Annotated in this window: 21 protein-coding genes and 1 riboswitch; of the genes, 17 read left to right on the forward strand and 4 right to left on the reverse strand. The window is 39.6% G+C overall.

The window, feature by feature from the left end; all coding sequences use genetic code 11:
* Positions 1-5: 5 nt before the first annotated feature.
* The 9 genes from BN988_RS00310 to BN988_RS00350 all read left to right on the forward strand — a co-directional run bounded on the left by BN988_RS00310 (position 6) and on the right by BN988_RS00350 (position 7,317).
* Positions 6-1,046: a type IV pilus twitching motility protein PilT gene (locus BN988_RS00310; RefSeq protein WP_036572106.1), complete on the forward strand. Its 1,041-nt coding sequence runs from the start codon at positions 6-8 to the stop codon at positions 1,044-1,046.
* 1 nt (position 1,047) lies between these two features.
* Positions 1,048-2,247, forward strand: coding sequence for a type II secretion system F family protein (locus tag BN988_RS00315; protein ID WP_036572107.1), 1,200 nt, complete (start codon positions 1,048-1,050; stop codon positions 2,245-2,247).
* 44 nt (positions 2,248-2,291) lie between these two features.
* Positions 2,292-2,374, forward strand: a riboswitch (cyclic di-GMP riboswitch).
* 36 nt (positions 2,375-2,410) lie between these two features.
* Entirely contained in the window at positions 2,411-2,767 is a 357-nt protein-coding gene (locus BN988_RS18475; RefSeq protein WP_036572108.1) for a prepilin-type N-terminal cleavage/methylation domain-containing protein, read from the forward strand.
* An 87-nt stretch (positions 2,768-2,854) separates the two neighbouring features.
* Positions 2,855-3,607: a prepilin peptidase gene (locus BN988_RS00325; protein ID WP_036572109.1), complete on the forward strand. Its 753-nt coding sequence runs from the start codon at positions 2,855-2,857 to the stop codon at positions 3,605-3,607.
* 15 nt (positions 3,608-3,622) lie between these two features.
* Positions 3,623-4,522: a type IV pilus biogenesis protein PilM gene (gene pilM / locus BN988_RS00330; protein ID WP_036572110.1), complete on the forward strand. Its 900-nt coding sequence runs from the start codon at positions 3,623-3,625 to the stop codon at positions 4,520-4,522.
* Between the two features lie 5 nt (positions 4,523-4,527).
* The gene (locus BN988_RS00335; RefSeq protein WP_036572112.1) at positions 4,528-5,082 is read left to right on the forward strand and encodes a hypothetical protein; all 555 of its coding nucleotides are present in this window, start codon (positions 4,528-4,530) and stop codon (positions 5,080-5,082) included.
* Positions 5,063-5,602 carry a type 4a pilus biogenesis protein PilO gene (gene pilO / locus BN988_RS00340; protein ID WP_036572114.1) on the forward strand — a complete coding sequence of 180 codons (540 nt, stop codon included), beginning with the start codon at positions 5,063-5,065 and terminating at the stop codon, positions 5,600-5,602. The genes BN988_RS00335 and pilO overlap by 20 nt, the downstream gene beginning before the upstream one ends.
* A gap of 107 nt (positions 5,603-5,709) precedes the next feature.
* Entirely contained in the window at positions 5,710-5,937 is a 228-nt protein-coding gene (locus tag BN988_RS00345) for a hypothetical protein (protein ID WP_036572115.1), read from the forward strand.
* A 72-nt stretch (positions 5,938-6,009) separates the two neighbouring features.
* The gene (locus BN988_RS00350; protein ID WP_036572116.1) at positions 6,010-7,317 is read left to right on the forward strand and encodes a DRTGG domain-containing protein; all 1,308 of its coding nucleotides are present in this window, start codon (positions 6,010-6,012) and stop codon (positions 7,315-7,317) included.
* Positions 7,318-7,342: 25 nt separating this feature from the next.
* Here BN988_RS00350 and BN988_RS00355 read toward each other — a convergent pair whose 3' ends face one another.
* Positions 7,343-7,654 carry a YtpI family protein gene (locus tag BN988_RS00355; protein WP_036572118.1) on the reverse strand — a complete coding sequence of 104 codons (312 nt, stop codon included), beginning with the start codon at positions 7,652-7,654 and terminating at the stop codon, positions 7,343-7,345.
* A gap of 161 nt (positions 7,655-7,815) precedes the next feature.
* On the opposite strand from BN988_RS00355, the gene BN988_RS00360 reads away from it, so the two are divergent.
* Positions 7,816-8,760 (forward strand): DHH family phosphoesterase, encoded by a 945-nt coding sequence (locus BN988_RS00360; RefSeq protein ID WP_036572119.1) that lies wholly within the window; start codon positions 7,816-7,818, stop codon positions 8,758-8,760.
* A 102-nt stretch (positions 8,761-8,862) separates the two neighbouring features.
* Here BN988_RS00360 and BN988_RS00365 read toward each other — a convergent pair whose 3' ends face one another.
* The 3 genes from BN988_RS00365 to BN988_RS00375 form a co-directional block, all read right to left on the reverse strand.
* Positions 8,863-9,057 (reverse strand): hypothetical protein, encoded by a 195-nt coding sequence (locus tag BN988_RS00365; protein WP_231495179.1) that lies wholly within the window; start codon positions 9,055-9,057, stop codon positions 8,863-8,865.
* 184 nt (positions 9,058-9,241) lie between these two features.
* The gene (gene ytrI / locus BN988_RS00370) at positions 9,242-9,733 is read right to left on the reverse strand and encodes a sporulation membrane protein YtrI (RefSeq protein ID WP_036572122.1); all 492 of its coding nucleotides are present in this window, start codon (positions 9,731-9,733) and stop codon (positions 9,242-9,244) included.
* Positions 9,733-10,065 carry a YtrH family sporulation protein gene (locus BN988_RS00375; RefSeq protein WP_036572123.1) on the reverse strand — a complete coding sequence of 111 codons (333 nt, stop codon included), beginning with the start codon at positions 10,063-10,065 and terminating at the stop codon, positions 9,733-9,735. Before BN988_RS00375 ends, ytrI begins: the two co-directional genes overlap by 1 nt.
* 139 nt (positions 10,066-10,204) lie before the next feature.
* Here BN988_RS00375 and dnaE point away from each other — a divergent pair, with 139 nt between their 5' ends.
* The 7 genes from dnaE (at position 10,205) to pyk (ending at position 20,440) form a co-directional block, all read left to right on the forward strand.
* On the forward strand, positions 10,205-13,570 hold the full coding sequence (gene dnaE, locus BN988_RS00380; RefSeq protein ID WP_036572125.1) for a DNA polymerase III subunit alpha: 3,366 nt from the start codon (positions 10,205-10,207) through the stop codon (positions 13,568-13,570).
* A gap of 104 nt (positions 13,571-13,674) precedes the next feature.
* A complete protein-coding gene (locus BN988_RS00385) occupies positions 13,675-14,913 on the forward strand; it encodes an NAD(P)-dependent malic enzyme (RefSeq protein ID WP_036572126.1) in 1,239 nt (412 codons plus the stop codon).
* A gap of 31 nt (positions 14,914-14,944) precedes the next feature.
* Complete coding sequence (locus BN988_RS00390) at positions 14,945-15,577, forward strand: FadR/GntR family transcriptional regulator (protein WP_315970419.1); 633 nt, start codon at positions 14,945-14,947, stop codon at positions 15,575-15,577.
* Between the two features lie 127 nt (positions 15,578-15,704).
* Complete coding sequence (gene accD / locus BN988_RS00395) at positions 15,705-16,565, forward strand: acetyl-CoA carboxylase, carboxyltransferase subunit beta (protein ID WP_036572128.1); 861 nt, start codon at positions 15,705-15,707, stop codon at positions 16,563-16,565.
* Between the two features lie 8 nt (positions 16,566-16,573).
* The gene (accA, locus tag BN988_RS00400) at positions 16,574-17,518 is read left to right on the forward strand and encodes an acetyl-CoA carboxylase carboxyl transferase subunit alpha (RefSeq protein WP_036576210.1); all 945 of its coding nucleotides are present in this window, start codon (positions 16,574-16,576) and stop codon (positions 17,516-17,518) included.
* Positions 17,519-17,695: 177 nt separating this feature from the next.
* On the forward strand, positions 17,696-18,655 hold the full coding sequence (pfkA, locus tag BN988_RS00405; RefSeq protein WP_036572129.1) for a 6-phosphofructokinase: 960 nt from the start codon (positions 17,696-17,698) through the stop codon (positions 18,653-18,655).
* 21 nt (positions 18,656-18,676) lie between these two features.
* Positions 18,677-20,440: a pyruvate kinase gene (gene pyk, locus BN988_RS00410; protein WP_036572131.1), complete on the forward strand. Its 1,764-nt coding sequence runs from the start codon at positions 18,677-18,679 to the stop codon at positions 20,438-20,440.

Raw genomic sequence — 20,440 nt, forward strand, 5'->3', positions numbered from 1 at the left:
TGAAAATGCGTGACATAATTGAAGAATGGCTTACAGAAGCATATAACGAGAATGCGTCAGATGTGCATTTAACAATTGGGAAAGCCCCCGTTTTCCGAATAAATGGCAAGCTGGTCGAGCAGGACAAGCCCAGGTTAAAGCCAACTGAAACGAAGCAAATTGTACAATCTATTATACCGGAAACTTTATGGGAAACGTTAGAGACGACGAGAGAGTTAGATTTCTCTTATGGTATTCAAGGAGTTTCCCGATTCCGGATAAATGCGTTTTATCAGCGCGGGGAATTATCTTTGGCAATTCGTATTATCCCGAACCGTATACCGTCAATTGAGGAACTGAATCTTCCTTTGGTAACGAAGGAAATTGTTCAGGAACCACAAGGACTTGTTCTGGTTACAGGGCCGACAGGAAGTGGTAAAAGCACGACACTTGCTTCCATGATTCATTTCATTAATCAGACAATGCAAAAACATATCATTACATTGGAAGATCCGATTGAATATATGCATACTCATAATCAATCAATTATTGATCAACGTGAGGTTGGATTTGATACAAAGAGTTTTGTTAATGGCTTAAGGGCTAGCCTAAGGCAAGATCCGGATATCATTTTACTTGGAGAGATGCGTGACCTTGAAACGATCTCTACAGCTATAACAGCTGCAGAGACGGGTCACCTCGTTCTAGGAACCCTTCATACAACAGATGCTGTTTCTACAATTGAACGGATTATTGATGTGTTTCCACCAGCACAGCAAACGCAAATACGTATTCAGCTATCAACGATTTTAAAAGCGGTAATTTCTCAACGTCTATTGGTCACAAAGGATCATACAGGAAGAAGGGCAGCAACTGAAGTGCTTCGAAATACTTCCGCTGTAAAGAACCTTATTCGAAATGAGAAATTGCATCAAATCCAAAATGTATTACAAACTTCAAGAGATCATGGAATGCATACATTAGATATGGAATTGAAGCGACTTCTGCAAGAAGACCAGATTTCCATGGAAGCAGCAGCACCGTTTATGCAAGGAAGGAGCTCCTAGTATGGACTTTCAATATGTCGGCAAACGGATGTCGGGTGAACGAATTAAAGGGAAAATTGATGCCGATTCAAAGCATCGAGCTCTTAACGAATTAGAAAAACAAGGACTCTTAATAACGCGAATCGAGGAAACGAAACCGTGGAATAAAGATATTATTTTGAATAAGCGTGTTAAAAACAAAGACTTTGTTCTATTCCTAAGACAATATTCTACACTGATTCATGCTGGTATTACCATAACAGATGCGACAAATACGATGTCAAAACAAACCGATAATTATGCGCTTCGTACGGCCTTAGATGATATGCTTAAACAGTTAGAGCAGGGTGTCTCGCTATCTACTGCAGCGGAAAAACACTCCAATGTTTTTCCTGAACTACTTGTAAATATGATTCATGCTGGAGAAGTGAGTGGGAAACTAGATGAAATTCTAAGCCAAATGGCTGATTATTACGAGAAAGAATATCGCAACAAGCAGAAAGTCGTCTCCGCTTTGCTATATCCAAGTGTGGTAGGCGTTATTACGCTCGTCTTAAGCGTTTTTTTATTGGTATTTATTGTGCCACAATTTGTAACAATGTTTCATTCATTTGGAGAAGAAATACCTCCATATACGCAATTTATCTTAAGTCTTAGTGACTGGCTTGGTGTTTATTGGTGGAGCATTACTCTTCTTATCGTATTACTAGTTTTTCTCGGCAAATATATGTTACGATATGATAGTTTTCGTTTTCGTATAGATACGTATAAGTTACGTTTTCCTTTTCTTGGTGTCCTTGCGCATAAGGGAGCATTGGTCCGGATGACGCAAACATTAAGCACATTGGTTAACAGCGCAGTTCCTATATTGGAAGCAGTCGAGATAACAGAAAAAGTTGTTGGGAACAAAGTGATACAAGAGGTACTGCATGATTCAAAGGAAAGTCTAAGTGAAGGTGAGTCGATAACAAAACCAATGAAAAACCACTGGGTTATACCTCCACTAATTATTCAAATGATGCAAATTGGTGAGAAAACAGGAACTTTAGATCAAATGCTAGCAAAAGCGGCTTCTTTCTATGAAGAAGAAGTAGAACAATTATCAAATAGAATTAAAACGTTAGTAGAGCCACTTATGATTATTGTTCTTACGTTCATCGTAGGTGGTATCATAACTGCTGTTGTTATCCCAATGTTTTCTATGTTCGAAAATTTACAATAAAAATGTGGCAATTTGTAGTTTCGTATACTATAATAGTACTAGGTAAATAGACGGATGCTATGAAGGATTATCTCTATGTGGGCACTTTGATAATTTGGAGCAAGTAGTGCAACCGACCTGACTGTGTTACTAAATATACATATTTAGAGAGGCGGGGATTTTTATGCTTACACGCATGAAAAAAATGTTGAAAAAAGAAAAAGGATTTACGTTGGTAGAGCTTCTAGCTGTTATTGCAATTTTAGCTATTATTGTGGCGATTGCGGTTCCTACAATTGGGAATGTGATTAGCAAGTCAGAGGAGAAAGCTACTACAGCTAATGAAGAATTGGTGGAAAATGCTGCAAGACTTGCCGATGTATCGGATGTTACTCCAGCTACTGGTTCTGCCTATACGATTGGTGAGTTGAAGACTGCAGGTTTCCTAGATGTTGGAGACGATTTTGAATTAAAAGGAACTGTGTTAGTGGAAACTACTACTGATGGCGGTAAAACTTTTACTTACACCGACCCAAAATAAATTAATCTATTAACCAAGCAACGCCCTTGCCCCAAAGCAGGGCGTTTTCTTCAATTTTAAACATCTTTAACATGAGGGAGTACGTAAATGGAAAGTGTCATGATTTTATTGTTTTTCGCTTTAGGCTTGCTCTTTGGGTCTTTTTTTAATGTGGTTGGACTGCGGGTTCCAAAGAAAATTCCTTTTGCGAATGACCGTTCCAGATGCCCAAACTGTGACCATCAACTGGCGTGGTACGATAACATACCGCTTTTATCATTCGCCATACAGCGGGGTAAATGTCGATACTGTAGAAAACCGATTTCTTCCATTTATCCAGTTGTTGAGGCACTGACAGGCGTGCTTTTTGCACTTAGTTACATACAAATTGGACTGCACAAGGAACTTCTTACTGCTTTGTTGCTCGTTTCGATGCTTATGATCATCCTTGTGTCAGATCTTGCTTATATGCTTATACCGAATAAGGTTTTATTATTTTTCTTGCCATTCCTCGCTATCATGCGCATTCTTGAATCTCTGGAACCTTGGTGGAGCAGTCTAGTAGGAGCCATTGCGGGTGTGGTAATTATTGCTCTTGTTATTATGATTAGCAGGGGTGGTATGGGCGCAGGGGATATGAAGCTTTTTGGTGTACTAGGGATTGTGCTTGGGTTACAAGGCACTCTTCTAGCTTTCTTTCTATCCTGTATCATTGGAGCAATAGTCGGGCTGTTGTTAATCGTGCTAAAAATAATCGACCGAAAGCAGCCGGTCCCCTTTGGGCCGTATATCGTGCTCGCTTCCCTGATAACATACTTCTATGGTGACGGATTAATAGACTGGTATATTACAATACTCTAATAAGGGCGTGACAGCATGGGATTTATGTCGAATGGCAGGGTTAATATCGTGATTACGAACCGAAAATTACGGTATACCTATCACAAAAGCAATAAGATGGAAGGCTTGCAAGAACACGGAGAGCTAGAGCTTCCTCCTTCTGTCTTAGAAGAAGGCAAGATAATGGATAAAGCTTTATTTTCTGAGCTCATCAGACAGCTTGTTCACGAGCATAAATGGAAAAGAAAAAAGCTTTTATTTGCGGTCCCTGATGATACGGTAGTAATCAGGCAATTAGAAGTGCCAGCAGCTTTATCAAGAGAAGAAGCGAAAGGCTATATCGAAACACAGCTGGGAAATAGTATTTATTTACCTTTTTCCAATCCTGCTATCGCGATTGATTTTCTTGAAAAACAGGTTGACAAGCAACATGTTTTACTGTTTGCCTATCCAAAAGAAAAGATAACGGATTATGTTGATGTTTTTGAACAGCAAGGACTGCGTCCCGTGGTGGCAGATTTGACCTCCTTGTCTGTATATCGTTATTACATGGCCACAAGGCAGGAAACAACACAACACCATATCCTTCTCGTTCACTGGAACGAAGATGCGCTTGTATTAACGGCCTTCAAAGAAAACAAGCCTGTATTTACAAGGAACATGAAGGTGGAACAAGCAACAGAGGAAGTAGATATGGAGCGAACTATTGATGAGTATTTAATTGAAATAAATCGCATCATTGATTTCTACCAATATTCCATTACAAAAGGGGATGCCCAAATAGAACTTCTTTTATTATCAGGTGATTATCCTGGTTTACCAATATTGAAACAACGATTTACAGAGTCAACCTTAGTGGTAGAGGATTTTACAAATGGCGAGCTACCTTCAAAATACACAGACGTTCTTGGTCTGGCAATGAAAAATGAGGTTTAAGCAACATGACTACGGAAATTAATTTTATTAAAAAGCAACCAAATAAGAAGCTTTTCCTAATCTTTTCTACAGGTGTGTTTTTGCTTCTTGCCTGTAGTATATTGACCGTTTTATTATTCCAGAAAAATAGCGTGGAGAAAGAAATTTCTGCTTCTGAAACCTATCTAACAGAGTTGGAGATTAAAATTGCTGAGCAGCAACAAGACACTGCGGGAACAAGAGAAATGGAGCAACTGCTTAATGAGATACAAGGAATTAAAGGAGAAGCCACGCCAGTAATACCTCTCTTTCATGTTGTGTACGGATTATTTGGTGGAGCCGAACAACTAGTGAGCTATGAAAATGTTTCTGCAAATTCATTTGTTGTGACAGCAAGTTACCCAAGTATGGACGATGTGGCAAAGTTTATCGCTGAGGTGTCAGATCTAACGTATGTGTCAGAGGTACAGTTAACGAGTGTTATCACAATGGAAGAAAACTATGAAGCTGTGTTAACTGTTCAATTGCAAGAAGAAATTCTAATGGAGGAGCTGAGCACACATGAGGAAGGCATTAAATAAAAAGCATTTATTTGTGTTGGTCAGCTCACTAATTGTACTCGTCCTCGTATATTTATTAGGATATCAACTTATGGTAAAACCACAGAAAAGTGAAGCGGATAGTCTACATAGCCAGGTATCCATGTTTGAAAAACAAGTTACTGCCAGCAACGGTAAAACGGAGAAAGATGTCACGGAAGATTTTACGACTATTACGCAGTTGATTCCTGATTATTTAGCAATGGATTCCTTATTACGCGAGATACAGAAGTTGGCAAATTCCAATGACATACGTATTGATTATATAGGTGCAATGAACGGAAATACGGAAGATACCGACGTTACGGAAGAAGAGACAACAGGGGTTGAGGAAGCTACCTATACGATGGAGGTCACTGGTGAAAGTGTGGAGAAAGTAAATCAGTTCTTAGATGCCTTACTTGAAGGGGAAAGATTAATTACAATCGAAACATTAAATTTGAACCAGGACGGGGATTCGTTATTTGCATCCATTTCCTTTTCTACTTACTATGCGGAATAGCCTCACAGAGGGCTATTTTTTTAACCTTTTTTCACCGGTGCATCTCCGATTGATCAAGTTCTGTTTTATGGACTTTTTTCATACATTGGTCAATAGGAGGAGATATTATGCGAAACTATGCTATTTTAAGGCTATTGTTAGCGGGATTTTTGCTATATTTTGCTTGGCCGGTAATTCCCTATGCAAACACGACAGTGGAAATGGTGTTTTGGGGAGGATGGCTCGGCTTTCTGTTCTTAGTTGTTGGAGCTAACTTTGCAACGTTTTTACAAATGACCAAACCACCAATTATGGAACAGCAAGAATCAGAGCGGCGCAAGTCCCATAATTATTGAGTTTCACTAAGAACAACTGTATAATAAAAGTTAAATATCGTACTAGTACAGTTGAAAGTTGGTGGGACACCATTGGCAACGAAACATGAGCAAATTATTCAACATATCCTGTCCCTATCTGTAGGCCATAAAATTTCAGTAAGGCAAATTGCAAAAGAACTAGGTGTAAGTGATGGGACAGCATATCGTGCAATTAAAGAAGCAGAGAATCAGGGAATCGTTAGTACCATAGAACGAGTGGGGACCATTCGAATCGAAAGAAAAAACAGAGAGAACTTCGAGAGGCTTTCCTTTGCAGAGGTAATTAATATTATTGATGGACAAGTTCTTGGTGGAAAGACAGGACTACACAAAACATTAAATAAATTTGTGATCGGTGCTATGCAGCTTGACGCCATGATGCGCTATACAGAGGCCAACTCCCTATTAATCATCGGGAATCGTGTCGAAGCCCATGAATTAGCATTAAATGAAGGCGCTGCAGTATTAATTACCGGTGGGTTTGATACAGAGGACCATATAAAACGATTGGCAGATGAAAAAGAATTGCCGATTATTTCCACAAGTTACGACACATTTACTGTAGCTGCCATGATTAATCGGGCCATATATGACCAACTAATCAAAAAGGAAATTGTTTTTGTTGGGGATATTTTCACTCCTTATGAAGTCTCTTGGTTTTTACAGGCCGGGGACACAGTTGGCGAATGGTATGAGTTAAATGAAAAATCTGGCCATACGAGATTTCCGGTTATCGATGATAGCAATAGGGTATTAGGAATGGTTACTTCAAAAGATGTGGTAGCCAAAGAAGCTAGTCTGTTAATCGATAAGGTTATGAGCAAGAACCCACAGGTCGTCCAGGCGAAAACGTCACTAGCCTCTGTTGCGCATATGATGGTATGGGAAGGCATCGAAGTCGTTCCGGTAGTTGACCAAGCCTCTCGTCTACAAGGGGTTATTTCCAGGCAGGACGTCCTAAAAGCCTTACAGCAAATTCAGCGGCAACCACAGGTTGGAGAGACCATTGACGATATTGTGTCACGATCGTTAATTGATTCTGAGGATGATAAACCGGTGTACCATGCAGATGTAACTCCGCAAATGACGAATCAACTTGGAACGCTTTCCAATGGAGTGTTTACTTCCTTAATCACTGAAGCGAGCAGTCGACTGTTAATGCATTACAAAAAAGGTGATTTAGTAGTTGAAAACCTCACCGTATATTTTCTTAAGCCAATGCAAATTGACAGCAAGCTTGTGATTAAACCAAAGTTGTTAGAAGCAGGCAGAATGTATGCGAAAATAGAAGTGGAAGTTTACAATGAACGAAAAATTGCAGGGAAAGGCTTAATCATGGCCCAATTGATTGATCGTTAGTAAGGTCCAAATTAAAAAGCTGACACTATTCGTCAGCTTTATAACCTGCAGGATTTAACCGCCTGTATTCATTTTTATAATGTCTTGCTTCCTTAAACCCAGTGTAAAGTTGAAAACCGCCTAGTGCGAAGAATAAGATACCGATAAAAAGAGATAATTGGGTTTGATAATACACATATTGATTAACGCCAAAGAATAACACGAAGCTACCTAGGCACATACGGGATCTTGCGTTAAAATAAACCTGTGTGAGACGATCCTTTGTTTTTAAGATCGCAACCTTGTAGTACACATAGAACACAACGGATAGGATGATAATAACCGGGAAAATAAACATGAAATCACTCCTAGAAAGTATGTATACGGATAAACCGTTTTACTTATTATAATGCGACTAAACCAGATCCAGCCCGGTGGACTGACTGATGCATCTTTATATATTGTAACTTTTTTGTATCGGTTTAGCCAGAAAGAAATGAAAATTGTGGAGGTAACGAAATGTCGATTCAGCAAATAATAGACACAATTAAGGCCTATGACACGATCATAATTCATAGACACGTCCGTCCAGACCCCGATGCGCTTGGGTCTCAAGGCGGGCTAAAAGAAATCATTCAAGCATCATTTCCAGATAAAAAGGTATATGCAGTAGGAGAAGTAGATGCCTCCCTGGAGTTTTTATTGAAAATGGATGTGATACCAGATGATACGTATAAGCAGGCGCTTGTCATAACCTGTGATACAGCCAATACCGATAGAATAAGTGATTCTCGCTATAATCTTGGCGACAAATTAATTAAAATTGACCATCATCCTAATATAGATCCATATGGAGATCTACGCTGGATAAATACGGAAGCAAGTTCTACAAGTGAAATGATTTATGAGTTGTACCTTCATGGAAAAGAGGAAGGCTTACAACTGAATGATAAATCAGCAGCTTCTCTTTATGCTGGCATTGTAGGGGACACTGGAAGGTTCCTATTCCCGAGTACAACGAAGAAAACTTTTCAATATGCCTCTGATCTTGTAACATATGAGTTTGACAGAACGGCACTTTATGACGGCATATATAACGTTAAGCAGCATATTGCAAGACTCCGTGGCTATGTTCTTCAACGCTATGAAATATCACCAAATGGCTTAAGTACAATTAAACTAACCAAGGACATTCTAGACTCTTTTCAGGTGGAACCAGTTGAGACAGGGCAACTTGTAGGTATCTTAGGCGAAGTGGAAGGAATAAAAGCATGGGTGTTTTTTATTGAGGAAGAGGACTTAATCCGTGTTAGACTAAGATCTAAAGGTCCGATTGTAAACGAGATTGCCGCAAAGTATAATGGTGGCGGTCATCCAATGGCTTCAGGAGCAACCGTATACAGCTGGGAAGAAGCAGAACAGGTTGTACAAGATTTAGAGGAAGTTTGCAAGGCATTTAAATGATAGACAGAGCGATTAGGGGAAGCATATACTGCTAAGCCGAAATAAGCCAGACGAATTCGACTGTATCTGAAGTTCGAATACGTTTGGCTTTTTCTTTGGAGTTTAAGTATAGTTATATTTTTCAGGGATGAGTGGAATAATCCAGCAGCCTTTTTGGGTTTCGTCATAGTGAACTTGTAGTTGCTCCTTTTCAATTCCGCGTTTTAGAATTCTAATAAGTTCGCGGGATTTAGCGTATGCAGTGTGGCCATTTCTTAATTGAGCTAGCTTTTCATCGCGCAGTTTATAATAAGACATGATGAGCATCTTATAACCATTCCCCTTTTTAAGGATATTATATGAAAAAGGATAGGTAAAAGGTGTCTCTCTATTGATAATAAAATCAAATTGTATCCGGTATAATTCTTTTATCTCCAACAACATGGCGGTGTCTCGACATGTTGAGTTAGAGGCTAGGGCCATGTGTTCTTCAATTTGACTACTAATTTACGGTTTCTGCTTCTAGAAAGACTTTGACTGTTTCGGATATGGTTAGTTTTCGAACGGTAAATTGGTAATGAATATCGTCTATGGTATATTCCTTATTTTCAATAGCAGAAATGAGGAGTTGGTCGATTTCGTCGACAATAGAGACACTTTGCCCCGTAATATGACTTATTTCATCCTTTACTAATTCTTCAAGTTTTGGAACAACGAGACTGTCCAATGAAATTTCCTCCGCATTTTCAATTGTTATATCTATCGCCGAAACAGTAACGGGGGTTTTTAAGTTTTCCGTATCCTTTAAGAGTGCCTCATTTTGATTTTTTAAGTCATTAACTTGGGAAGTAAGTTCAAGATTTTCTTTCAGCTGATTTTCATACATGGTGCCATGCATAAAAATAAAAATAATGTATGCAATAATTCCACCGACTAGTGAACCTGCAAAGAAACGCTGCCATGTTTTCTTCTTATGGTAAGGTGGAATATGCATTAGGATACTTCCTCTTGGATGAGCCATTCAATGAGCATGACGGCAGTCTTAACGCCACCCATAGCACAAAGTATCAATACAATTTGGCGAAAGATATCCATGGTTGAACCATCAAAAATTCCTCTTTCAAAATTGCTAAGTGCATCAAATGTTCCCCCAATTGCTGCAGCGATTGCCCAAATACGCAGTTTTTTTGCAATAGTGGCGATTGCCGATAATGGAGCATCCCCTGTAGCGAATTCCCCAATACTTCCGATAATAGATCCGCCCACCATTACGCCAAAGGCGATAAAGAAGCAATGTATGGCAGTAGCGAAAAAACGTTCTTCCATGAAAACGACTCCTTCCGAAGGCATGTCCTTACCATTTTATGAGGAGATTGAAGGCGTTATGATAAATAATCAGCATATACGTATGCATGTTCTATAGAGATTGTTATAATAGGAGTGAAAGAATAGAAGGCGGGATACTATGTCATATACGCATTTGCAAGTTAGAAGTGGCTATAGTTTTTTTAATAGCACCATCACGATAGAAAAGCTAGTACAAAGAGCAAGTGAACTAAATTTTGATGCGATCGCGTTAACAGATGAGAATGCCCTTTATGGCACTATTCCTTTTTATAAGGCATGTAAGGAAAAGGGAATCAAACCAATTATCGGGATGATCATTCAAATAGAAGATAAAGAAGACAACCAGGAGCAATGTGTGTTGCTGGCAAAAAATAATACGGGCTATCAATCGCTTATTAAAATCAGCACATGGATTCAACAACAAGACCAGGAAACGATTGATGCGGAAATGCTGCAAAATCTAGCACAAGATGTGGTTGCGATATTCACGCTAAGTAACTCCACATTTAGAACCCGTATGGAAACCGAAACGTTTGAACAATTACAGTCCTACATAAAAAACTGGGAGAGCCTCTTTGAAAAAGAAGACTTTTATTTAGGTATACAGAATATTCGAATTTCAAATGATGAAAAAATGCATTCTGTCCTTAAGGACTTAAATGAACGAGCTGGTGTAGCAGTCACAGTAATACATGACGTACGCTACTTAAATGCACAAGATGATATTGTATTTGATTGCTTGCAGTCAATGAAAAATGGTGAGAGTTGGGAAGTGAGTCAGAACGGGGCAGGTAACTCAGAGCGATACCTTACATCATCTGAGGAGATGGAGAATTCTTTCCATCCCTTTTGGCCAGAGGTTTTACTTGAGACAGAAGCGATAAAACAAAAATGTAATGTCTCGATACAATTTGGAAAGCCACTGCTTCCATCCTTTCCTGTGCCAGATCATACGGATGCGCAAACGTATCTAGAGGCTAAATGCTTTGAAAATCTAAATAAGAAATATAACCCAGTTACAGAAGAAGTTAAAAATCGACTTGAAGTGGAATTACGCATTATTGCAGAGATGGGATTTAGTGATTATTTTCTGATCGTAGCTGATTTTATCCAATACGCCAAAGCTAATCGAATTATGGTTGGTCCGGGTAGGGGATCAGCAGCAGGTTCTTTAGTGGCCTATTTACTGGAAATTATTGATGTTGATCCGATAAAATATAACTTGCTGTTTGAAAGATTTCTAAACCCTGAAAGACGGACAATGCCAGATATTGATATTGACTTTTCAGATACGAGAAGAGATGAAGTAATTGAATATGTGCGAGATAAATATGGAGATGACCATGTAGCACAAATTATTACATTCGGTACCTTTGCAGCAAGATCAATTCTTCGAGAAGTAATGAAGACGATGGAAATAGATCAACAGGATACAACATATATATTAAAGCATATCCCATTGCAAGCTAAGTTACCGATCCCAGAGCTTGTAAAGCAGTCAGCGGAGCTTGTTTCCTATATAAAACAGTCTCCTCAATTAAAAACATTGTTTTCCATAGCGGCTAGATTAGAGGGATTACCGCGACACGTCTCAACACATGCTGCGGGGGTCGTTATTAGTGAAGAAGCTCTTGTGGAACATATCCCATTAAGACCTGGGACAGGCACCACAATGCTTACACAGTTTCCAATGAATGAGCTTGAAGAGTTAGGACTGCTTAAAATCGATTTACTAGGTTTGCGTAACCTATCTCTAATTGAGCGAGTCGTCCGAAACATTCATTTTTCCTATAAGAAGCAGGTCGATGTACATAACCTCGAACAAGGAGATGACAAGACTTTTTCCTTGCTTAGACAAGGAAAAACAAATGGTGTCTTTCAGCTTGAGTCACAGGGAATGCAACAGGTTCTACGTAATTTACAGCCTACATCCTTTGAAGATATTGTTGCCGTGAACGCCCTTTATCGTCCAGGTCCGATGGAGTACATTCCAACCTATATAAAGCGTAAGAATAACAACGAACAGATTAGTTATCCGCATCCGGATCTAGAGCCAATTTTAGCCAATACTTATGGTGTCTTAGTTTATCAGGAACAGATTATGCAGATTGCCAATAAAATTGCCGGCATGTCCTTAGGCGAGGCGGATGTTTTACGTCGTGCTATTAGTAAAAAGCAAGAACATGTATTACAAGAGCAAAAGGAAATTTTCGTACAAGGCTGTCTGCAACATGGCTACGACAAAGCAGTTGGTGAGGAGATTTTTGCTTGGATTGTTCGCTTTGCAAATTATGGATTTAATCGTAGCCACGCTGTGGCCTACAGTATAATATCCTATCAGCTTGCCTTTTTAAAAGCACACTATCCAGCTGCCTTTTTTACCGAGTTGCTAAGTTCTGTAGCCAATCAGCAGGAAAAAATGCATCAATATATTCAAGAAATTAAAGAGCTGGGAATACAACTCGCAGCGCCATCTATTAACTTTAGCTATGGCCGTTTTTCTGTAGAAGGTTCTGGTATTCGTATGGGGCTTTCTTCTATTAAAGGGGTTGGCAATCAAGTGGTACAAGAGATTATTCGTGTAAGGAAGGATGCCCCGTTTAAAGACCTGTTCGATTTTTGTCTGCGTGTGTCCCATAAAATGGTGAACAGAAAGACATTGGAACTCCTTATTATGGCTGGAGCCTTTGATGAAACAAAAGATAATAGGGCTAGTCTTCTAGCGTCAATCGACCGGGCGCTAGAGCAAGGAGAGCTGTTCAAAGAATTTCAAGACCAGCCGAGTCTGTTTCAGGATAAAATTGAACTTGAGGCAGATTATGTCGAAATAGAGGATTTTAGTCCGCTGAAAAAATTGTCAGATGAAAAAGACCTTCTGGGAATTTATATATCCAGCCATCCTTTGCATGCTTACAGGGATTCGCTGAGGAGAATTGGTAATTTATCTATTTCTGCGGCATTAGCTCTAGAAACTAAAAAAGAAGTACAGTGTACCGTCATGATTCAACGCATCAAAACAATCCGCACGAAGCGTGGAGAAAATATGGCATTTCTTACGCTTAATGATGAAACGGGTGACATGGATGCAGTGGCGTTTCCAGAGCTATATCGAAACACTAGGAAATTAATAGAAGAAGAGAATGTAGTTATGGTTAAAGGAAGAGTGGAGGAACGTAATGGAACGAAGCAATTACTGCTAAGTAATTTAACGTCCTTCGAAGAAGCAGCATTAGAGAAAACGGAGAAAGAAGAAAGACTGTTTATCCGTACAACGGGCGAGGACAATGAGGAAGACTTAAAAGCGATCCGGGAAATTGTGAAGGAGCACCCCGGTGCTGTACCCATTATTGTCTTTCGGCAAAAACAACGAAAATCTTACAAGCTTGATAGTGAATACTTTGTAGATCCTTCGTATAAATGCGTACAAGCTTTAAAACAATATTTTGGCGATGAAAATATTGTACTCGACAAATCAGCAAAATAAACTATACTTTACAGAGTTTTACCATCTGTTATAATGTAATGGTTAAGGGTGGTCTGACCACTTTACGGCAATTTCTACTGCTAACAAAGGAGCGATAATCTAATATGGCAAGCTTAAGAGACGAAGCATTGCATATGCACAAAGTGAACAAAGGGAAGCTTACTACCCAATCTAAGGTACCTGTTACAAATGCAGAGGAACTTAGTTTGGCCTATTCTCCAGGTGTAGCTGAACCTTGTAAGGAAATCTATGATCGCAAGGAAACAGTCTATGATTACACAATGAAAGGGAACATGGTTGCAGTAGTCAGTGACGGATCTGCTGTATTAGGATTGGGAAACATTGGACCAGAAGCTGCATTGCCGGTAATGGAAGGGAAATCAGTCCTTTTCAAAAGCTTTGCAGGGGTGGATTCATTTCCTATATGCCTGGCGACACAGGATGTAGAAGAAATTGTTCAAACAGTAAAATTAATGGAACCTACATTTGGCGGGATTAATTTAGAAGATATCGCCGCACCGAATTGCTTTATTATTGAAGACCGGTTAAAGAAGGAAACGAACATTCCTATTTTTCATGATGATCAACACGGAACAGCAATTGTAACAGTTGCTGGACTAATTAATGCACTTAAACTAGTTGGAAAAAGTTTCTCCGATATCAAAGTCGTTGCGAACGGAGCAGGTGCTGCAGGGATAGCAATTATTAAACTTTTATATAATTTTGGTGTACGTAATATGATTATGTGTGATTCGCGTGGGGCAATATTTGAAGGGCGTTCCTATGGCATGAATGATATTAAAGAACGCGTCGCGACTTTTACAAATCAAGAGAAGAAAGAAGGCAGTCTAGAAGAAATACTAGAAGATGCCGATGTCTTTATAGGAGTCTCTGTTGCAGGAGCTTTATCGAAAGAAATGGTAAGTAAAATGAGCGATGATGCCATCATCTTTGCTATGGCAAATCCAGAGCCAGAAATTATGCCAGAGGATGCGAAGGCAGCAGGTGCTAGAGTAATTGGTACAGGCCGTTCTGATTTTCCTAACCAGGTAAATAATGTGTTGGCTTTCCCGGGGATTTTCCGTGGGGCTTTAGATGTTCGTGCGACTCGAATTAATGAGCGTATGAAAGTAGCTGCTGCTAATGCAATTGCTTCCTTGATTACCGAAGAAGAACTCAATGAAGATTATGTTATCCCTGGACCATTTGATTCCCGAGTGGCACCAATTGTTGCCAAATCAGTCGCACAGGCTGCGATGGAGTCTGGTGTTTCCAGAATTGAAGTTGACCCAGAAGAAATAGCAGAAAAAACGAGAAGGTTAACCCAAATAGATAATAAATAGGCGGTAGAAGGAGTGGGTCAGGTCTGTGGCTATGTCATCGAAGCAAAAGGTATACCAGGGCGTGTTGCAGGAAATACGTCAATACATTGATCAACAACACTTAATGCCCGGTGATAAACTTCCTTCAGAAAGAGAGCTAGCTGATACACTGCAGGCAGGCAGATCCTCCGTAAGGGAAGCATTACGAGCAATGGAACTGCTTGGTCTTATCGAGACGAAAAGAGGGGAAGGTACGTTTCTTAGTACGTATCGCCCTTATCAAACTGTAGAGCTATTATCATCCTTCATTTTAAAAGAGGCAAGAACAAGGGAGGACTTGTATCTAGCCAAGAAAATTCTTGAAAAGGAAGCGGCGAAACTTGCGTTTAGCCGAATGAATGTGCAGGATTTGGACAAACTCGAACAGTTACTTCATGATCCAGTCATGGGGCCAAACGATCGGCATGTTGCTTTCTTTAAATATTTATTTACAAAGTCGGAGAATCTATTGCTAGCCAGGGTTTGGCAGCTAATGGAAGAATTCTCCCATACGATTAACAAGCTATATTACAGCAAAGTTTTTTACATAGAGCTTGTAGAGTTGTATTCAACGAAAAATTATGAGTTAATTGAGCCTTTATTCGAGTCACTCGCAGTACAAGACGACGACAATCAATTTGAATAATTTTATTATATTTTTATAAACAATTTGAATTCTATTAAAGACGTTCATAAAGCTGAGCAAGCTCGGCACAAGCACTTGACAAGAAAATGGTATGATGCCAAGTGGTGTTGAAAAAGGAGGAATTACCTTGCTTAAAGATCTTTTTGGCAAGCGGAAGAAATATGCAACCATTCCAAATCACCAGGCGAAAACAGATGTGCCGGAAGGTTTAATGCAAAAATGCGATGGGTGTCACAAAATTTTCTACCGTAAAGAGATGAAGAAAAATTTAAATGTCTGCCCTAACTGCGGCCATCATCATCCACTATTAGCATGGGATAGAATTGAATGCCTCTTTGATATGGAATCTTTTCAAGAATGGGATAAGGATTTAATCACAAGCAATCCATTACAATTTCCTGGTTACGATGAAAAAATGGAAAAGGACCGCTTGAAAACAGGTTTGAACGAAGGCGTTATAACTGGAAAAGGCTTTATTGACGGCCAGCCAGCAGCAGTTGCTGTAATGGATTCAAGCTTTCGCATGGGAAGCATGGGTTCTGTAATAGGTGAAAAGATTGCAAGGGCGATTGAAAATGCTAGAGAAGAATCTCTTCCGTTTATCATCTTTGCTGCTTCTGGTGGGGCCAGAATGCAGGAAGGTGTTCTTAGTCTGATGCAAATGACAAAAACCTCTATTGCAATCAAGCGATTCAGCGATGCAGGTGGTTTAATGATTTCCGTTATGACTCATCCGACAACAGGTGGTGTTTCAGCAAGCTTTGCCTCACTGGGAGATTATAACTTTGCTGAACCAGGCGCACTCATTGGGTTTGCCGGGAGAAGAATCATTGAACAAACGATACGGGAGAAATTACCAGATGACTTCCAAACGGCTGAATTCCAATTAAAGCATGGCCAATTGGATAAGGTGGTTCATCGACAAGAGATGAAAACCCTATTTACTACGCTACTTGACATGCATAAGGAAGGCGGCGAAATTTCGTGAAGCAAGTGATGGAATTTGAAAAACCAATTGTTAACTTAAAGGAAAAAATTGCCGAGCTGAAAAATTTCACGAAGGATAGTGAGATTGACTTATCAGAAGAAATAAGTACTTTGGAAAAAAGATTGTCCGTTCTTGAAGATGATATATACGGAAATCTTAAACCATGGCAGCGTGTACAAATGGCCCGTCATCAAGACCGGCCCACAACTCTAGATTATATAGAAAAACTTTTCAGTAATTTTATTGAGTTTCACGGTGATCGTTTATTTGGTGATGACGAAGCAATCGTAGCAGGTATCGCGTATTACAAGGACCGTCCTGTTACCGTCATTGGGCATCAAAGAGGGAAAGACACCAAGGAAAATATAAGACGTAATTTTGGTATGCCACATCCTGAAGGATATAGAAAAGCATTAAGGCACATGAAACAGGCTGAAAAATTTAACCGACCGATCATTTGCTTTATTGATACAAAAGGTGCTTATCCAGGAAAGGCTGCAGAAGAACGTGGTCAAAGTGAAGCTATCGCTAGAAACTTAATGGAGATGGCGGGGCTTAAGGTTCCAATTATATGTATTGTGATAGGTGAAGGAGGAAGCGGTGGTGCACTTGCCCTTGGGGTAGGAGATCATATCCACATGCTGGAGAATTCTACATACTCTGTGATTTCCCCAGAAGGAGCAGCCGCACTTTTATGGAAAGATTCCGGCCTAGCACAAAAAGCTGCGGAAACAATGAAAATTACGTCCTATGATTTGAAACAGCTAAAGGTGATTGATAATATAATCCCAGAACCAAAGGGTGGGGCCCATAGAGATCTAGAACAGCAAGCAGACTATATGGACCATGTCATTGAACAATCGCTTAGCATGTTGAAGAAATATACTCCAGAGGAACTATTAGAAAAACGCTGGGAAAAGTATAAGCAAATTGGGGACTTTACAACATTGTAAGGTTGGACTGTTCTTAGGTTATAATAATAATACTTGGAAGAGGTTGACTTTGGAGTCAACCTCTGATTACTTTCATTAGCACTGTGGAAACAGTATAATTAATTGCTATTTTTTCTATTTCCCATTATCTTTGATAGTGAAGAAATATTTAGCAGTGAGGACAGAGGTGGAACGAATATGAAAAGAATTGGTGTATTGACCAGTGGTGGAGATGCTCCGGGAATGAACGCAGCTATTCGGGCTGTCGTTAGAAAAGCCATTTACCATGATATTGAAGTATATGGAATAAAATATGGTTATCAAGGATTAATGGAAGGAAATATTGAAAAAATGGAAATAGGCTCTGTAGGAGATATTATTCACCGCGGAGGCACAATAATTTATTCAGCAAGAAGTGAAGAATTCAAAACAGATGCAGGGCAAGAAAAAGGCATTGAGCAACTTAAAAAGTTTGGAATTGAAGGATTAATTATCATAGGTGGAGATGGTAGTTTTCGTGGGGCTCAGAAGCTAACGGAGAAAGGCTACCCTTGTATTGGTATCCCAGGAACAATTGATAACGATATTGCTGGAACTGATTTTACAATTGGCTTTGATACAGCGTTAAATACCATAATTGAAGCGATTGATAAGGTTAGAGACACAGCTACTTCTCATAAACGGACTTATATCATTGAGGTAATGGGAAGAGACGCAGGAGATCTTGCTTTATGGGCGGGACTTGCTGATGGTGCAGAAAGTATTCTTATCCCAGAAGTAAAAGACGAATTTGATGAAGTCATTGAACGGCTAAAACGAGGCCATGAGCGTGGGAAAAAGCATAGTATCATCGTCCTAGCAGAAGGTGTAGGCAGTGGCTTCGATTATGGAAAACGAATCGAAGAAACATCAGACTTGGAAACAAGGGTAACTGTACTAGGTTATATCCAACGTGGTGGATCACCTACTGCTTCAGACCGTGTACTCGCAAGCCGACTTGGTGGCTATGCTGTTGATTTATTACGTAAAGGGGAAGCTGGGCGTATGGTTGGAATCCAGAATAATAAATTGGTAAACCATGATATTTTGGAAATCCTTGCACAGCCACATACTATCGATAAAGACATGTACCAGCTTTCAAAAGAATTATCTATATAGGAACATTAGGAGGTAACTAGAATGAGAAACACAAAAATCGTATGTACAATTGGGCCAGCTTCGGAGACTATTGATAAGCTGGAACAATTAATTGAATCCGGAATGAACGTGGCAAGATTGAATTTTTCCCACGGTGATTTTGAAGAGCACGGAGCACGAATTAAAAATATAAGACAAGCTGCTGAAAACACAGGGAAAACAGTAGCTATTTTATTGGATACAAAGGGACCAGAAATCCGCACTGGGAAATTCCGTGATGGAGAAGCAGAGCTTATTCAAGGAGAAGAAGTATATGTTTCCATGAATGAAGAGCTTGAAGGTACTGCTGAAAGATTCTCGGTAACATACAGCGGTCTGATTAATGATGTCCACGAAGGCTCCAAAATATTATTAGATGATGGTCTTATTGAATTGGAAGTTTTAAGTGTTGACCATGATAATAATGAATTAAGAACAAAAGCTTTAAATTCAGGAACAATTAAAAATAAAAAAGGTGTCAATGTTCCAAATGTATCTGTGAATTTACCAGGTATTACCGATAAAGACGCCAACGATATTACGTTTGGTATTGAGCAAGATGTTGATTTCATCGCAGCATCTTTTGTTCGTCGTCCATCTGACATCTTGGAAATTAAAGAATTACTTGATACACACAATGCTTCACATATTCAAATTATCCCTAAAATTGAAAACCAGGAGGGTGTTGACAATATCGATAGCATCCTGGAAGTAAGTGATGGGCTTATGGTTGCACGTGGTGATTTAGGAGTAGAAATACCGCCTGAAGATGTACCGCTTGTACAAAAACAGTTAATTAAAAAATGTAATACAGCAGGGAAGCCTGTTATAACCGCAACGCAAATGCTTGATTCTATGCAACGCAACCCTCGTCCGACAAGAGCAGAAGCTTCCGATGTAGCGAATGCTATCTTTGACGGAACCGATGCAATCATGCTTTCAGGGGAAACAGCTGCAGGAATTTATCCAGTAGAATCTGTTCAAACGATGAGCAATATCGCAATAAAAGCTGAAACAGCGCTAAACCATGAATCCATTCTGAAAGATCGCTCTAAACATGTAGATATGACGATAACAGATGCAATTAGTCAGTCTGTTACACATACAGCAATGAATCTGTCAGTGAGTGCGATTATTACTCCTACGGAAAGTGGTCATACTGCAAGAATGATCTCCAAATACCGCCCACAAGCACCAATTGTGGCAGTAACTTTTGCAGATCGTGTAAAACGTCAACTTTCTCTTGTATGGGGCGTACACGCTGTACCAGGAGAGAAAGCAAATTCTACTGATGAAATGCTTGATATTGCTATCGAAAAAGGATTGGAAACTGGCGTTGTAGAACATGGAAGCAGAGTAATTATTACTGCCGGTGTCCCTGTAGGACAAAGTGGTACAACTAACCTGTTGAAAGTACATGTGATTGGGGACGTTATCGCAAAAGGACAGGGAATTGGAAAACGTAGTGCTTATGGAAAAGCTATCCATGCAAAAAGTTCACAAGAAGCCATTGATAAGATGGATGATGGAGACATTCTAGTAACATACGGCACAGAGAGAGAAATGATGCCTGCAATTGAAAAAGCCGGAGCAATTATAACAGAAGAAGGAGGACTAACCTCACACGCAGCTGTTGTGGGATTAAGTCTAGGAATTCCAGTTATCGTTGGCGTTAAAGATGTCTTTGATGTCATCACAGAAGGACAGGTAATTACCGTTGATGGTACAAAAGGGGATATCTATAAAGGTCATACAAGAGTCCTTTAA

Source organism: Oceanobacillus picturae (assembly GCF_000612865.1).
Classification (GTDB): domain Bacteria; phylum Bacillota; class Bacilli; order Bacillales; family Amphibacillaceae; genus Oceanobacillus_B; species Oceanobacillus_B jordanicus.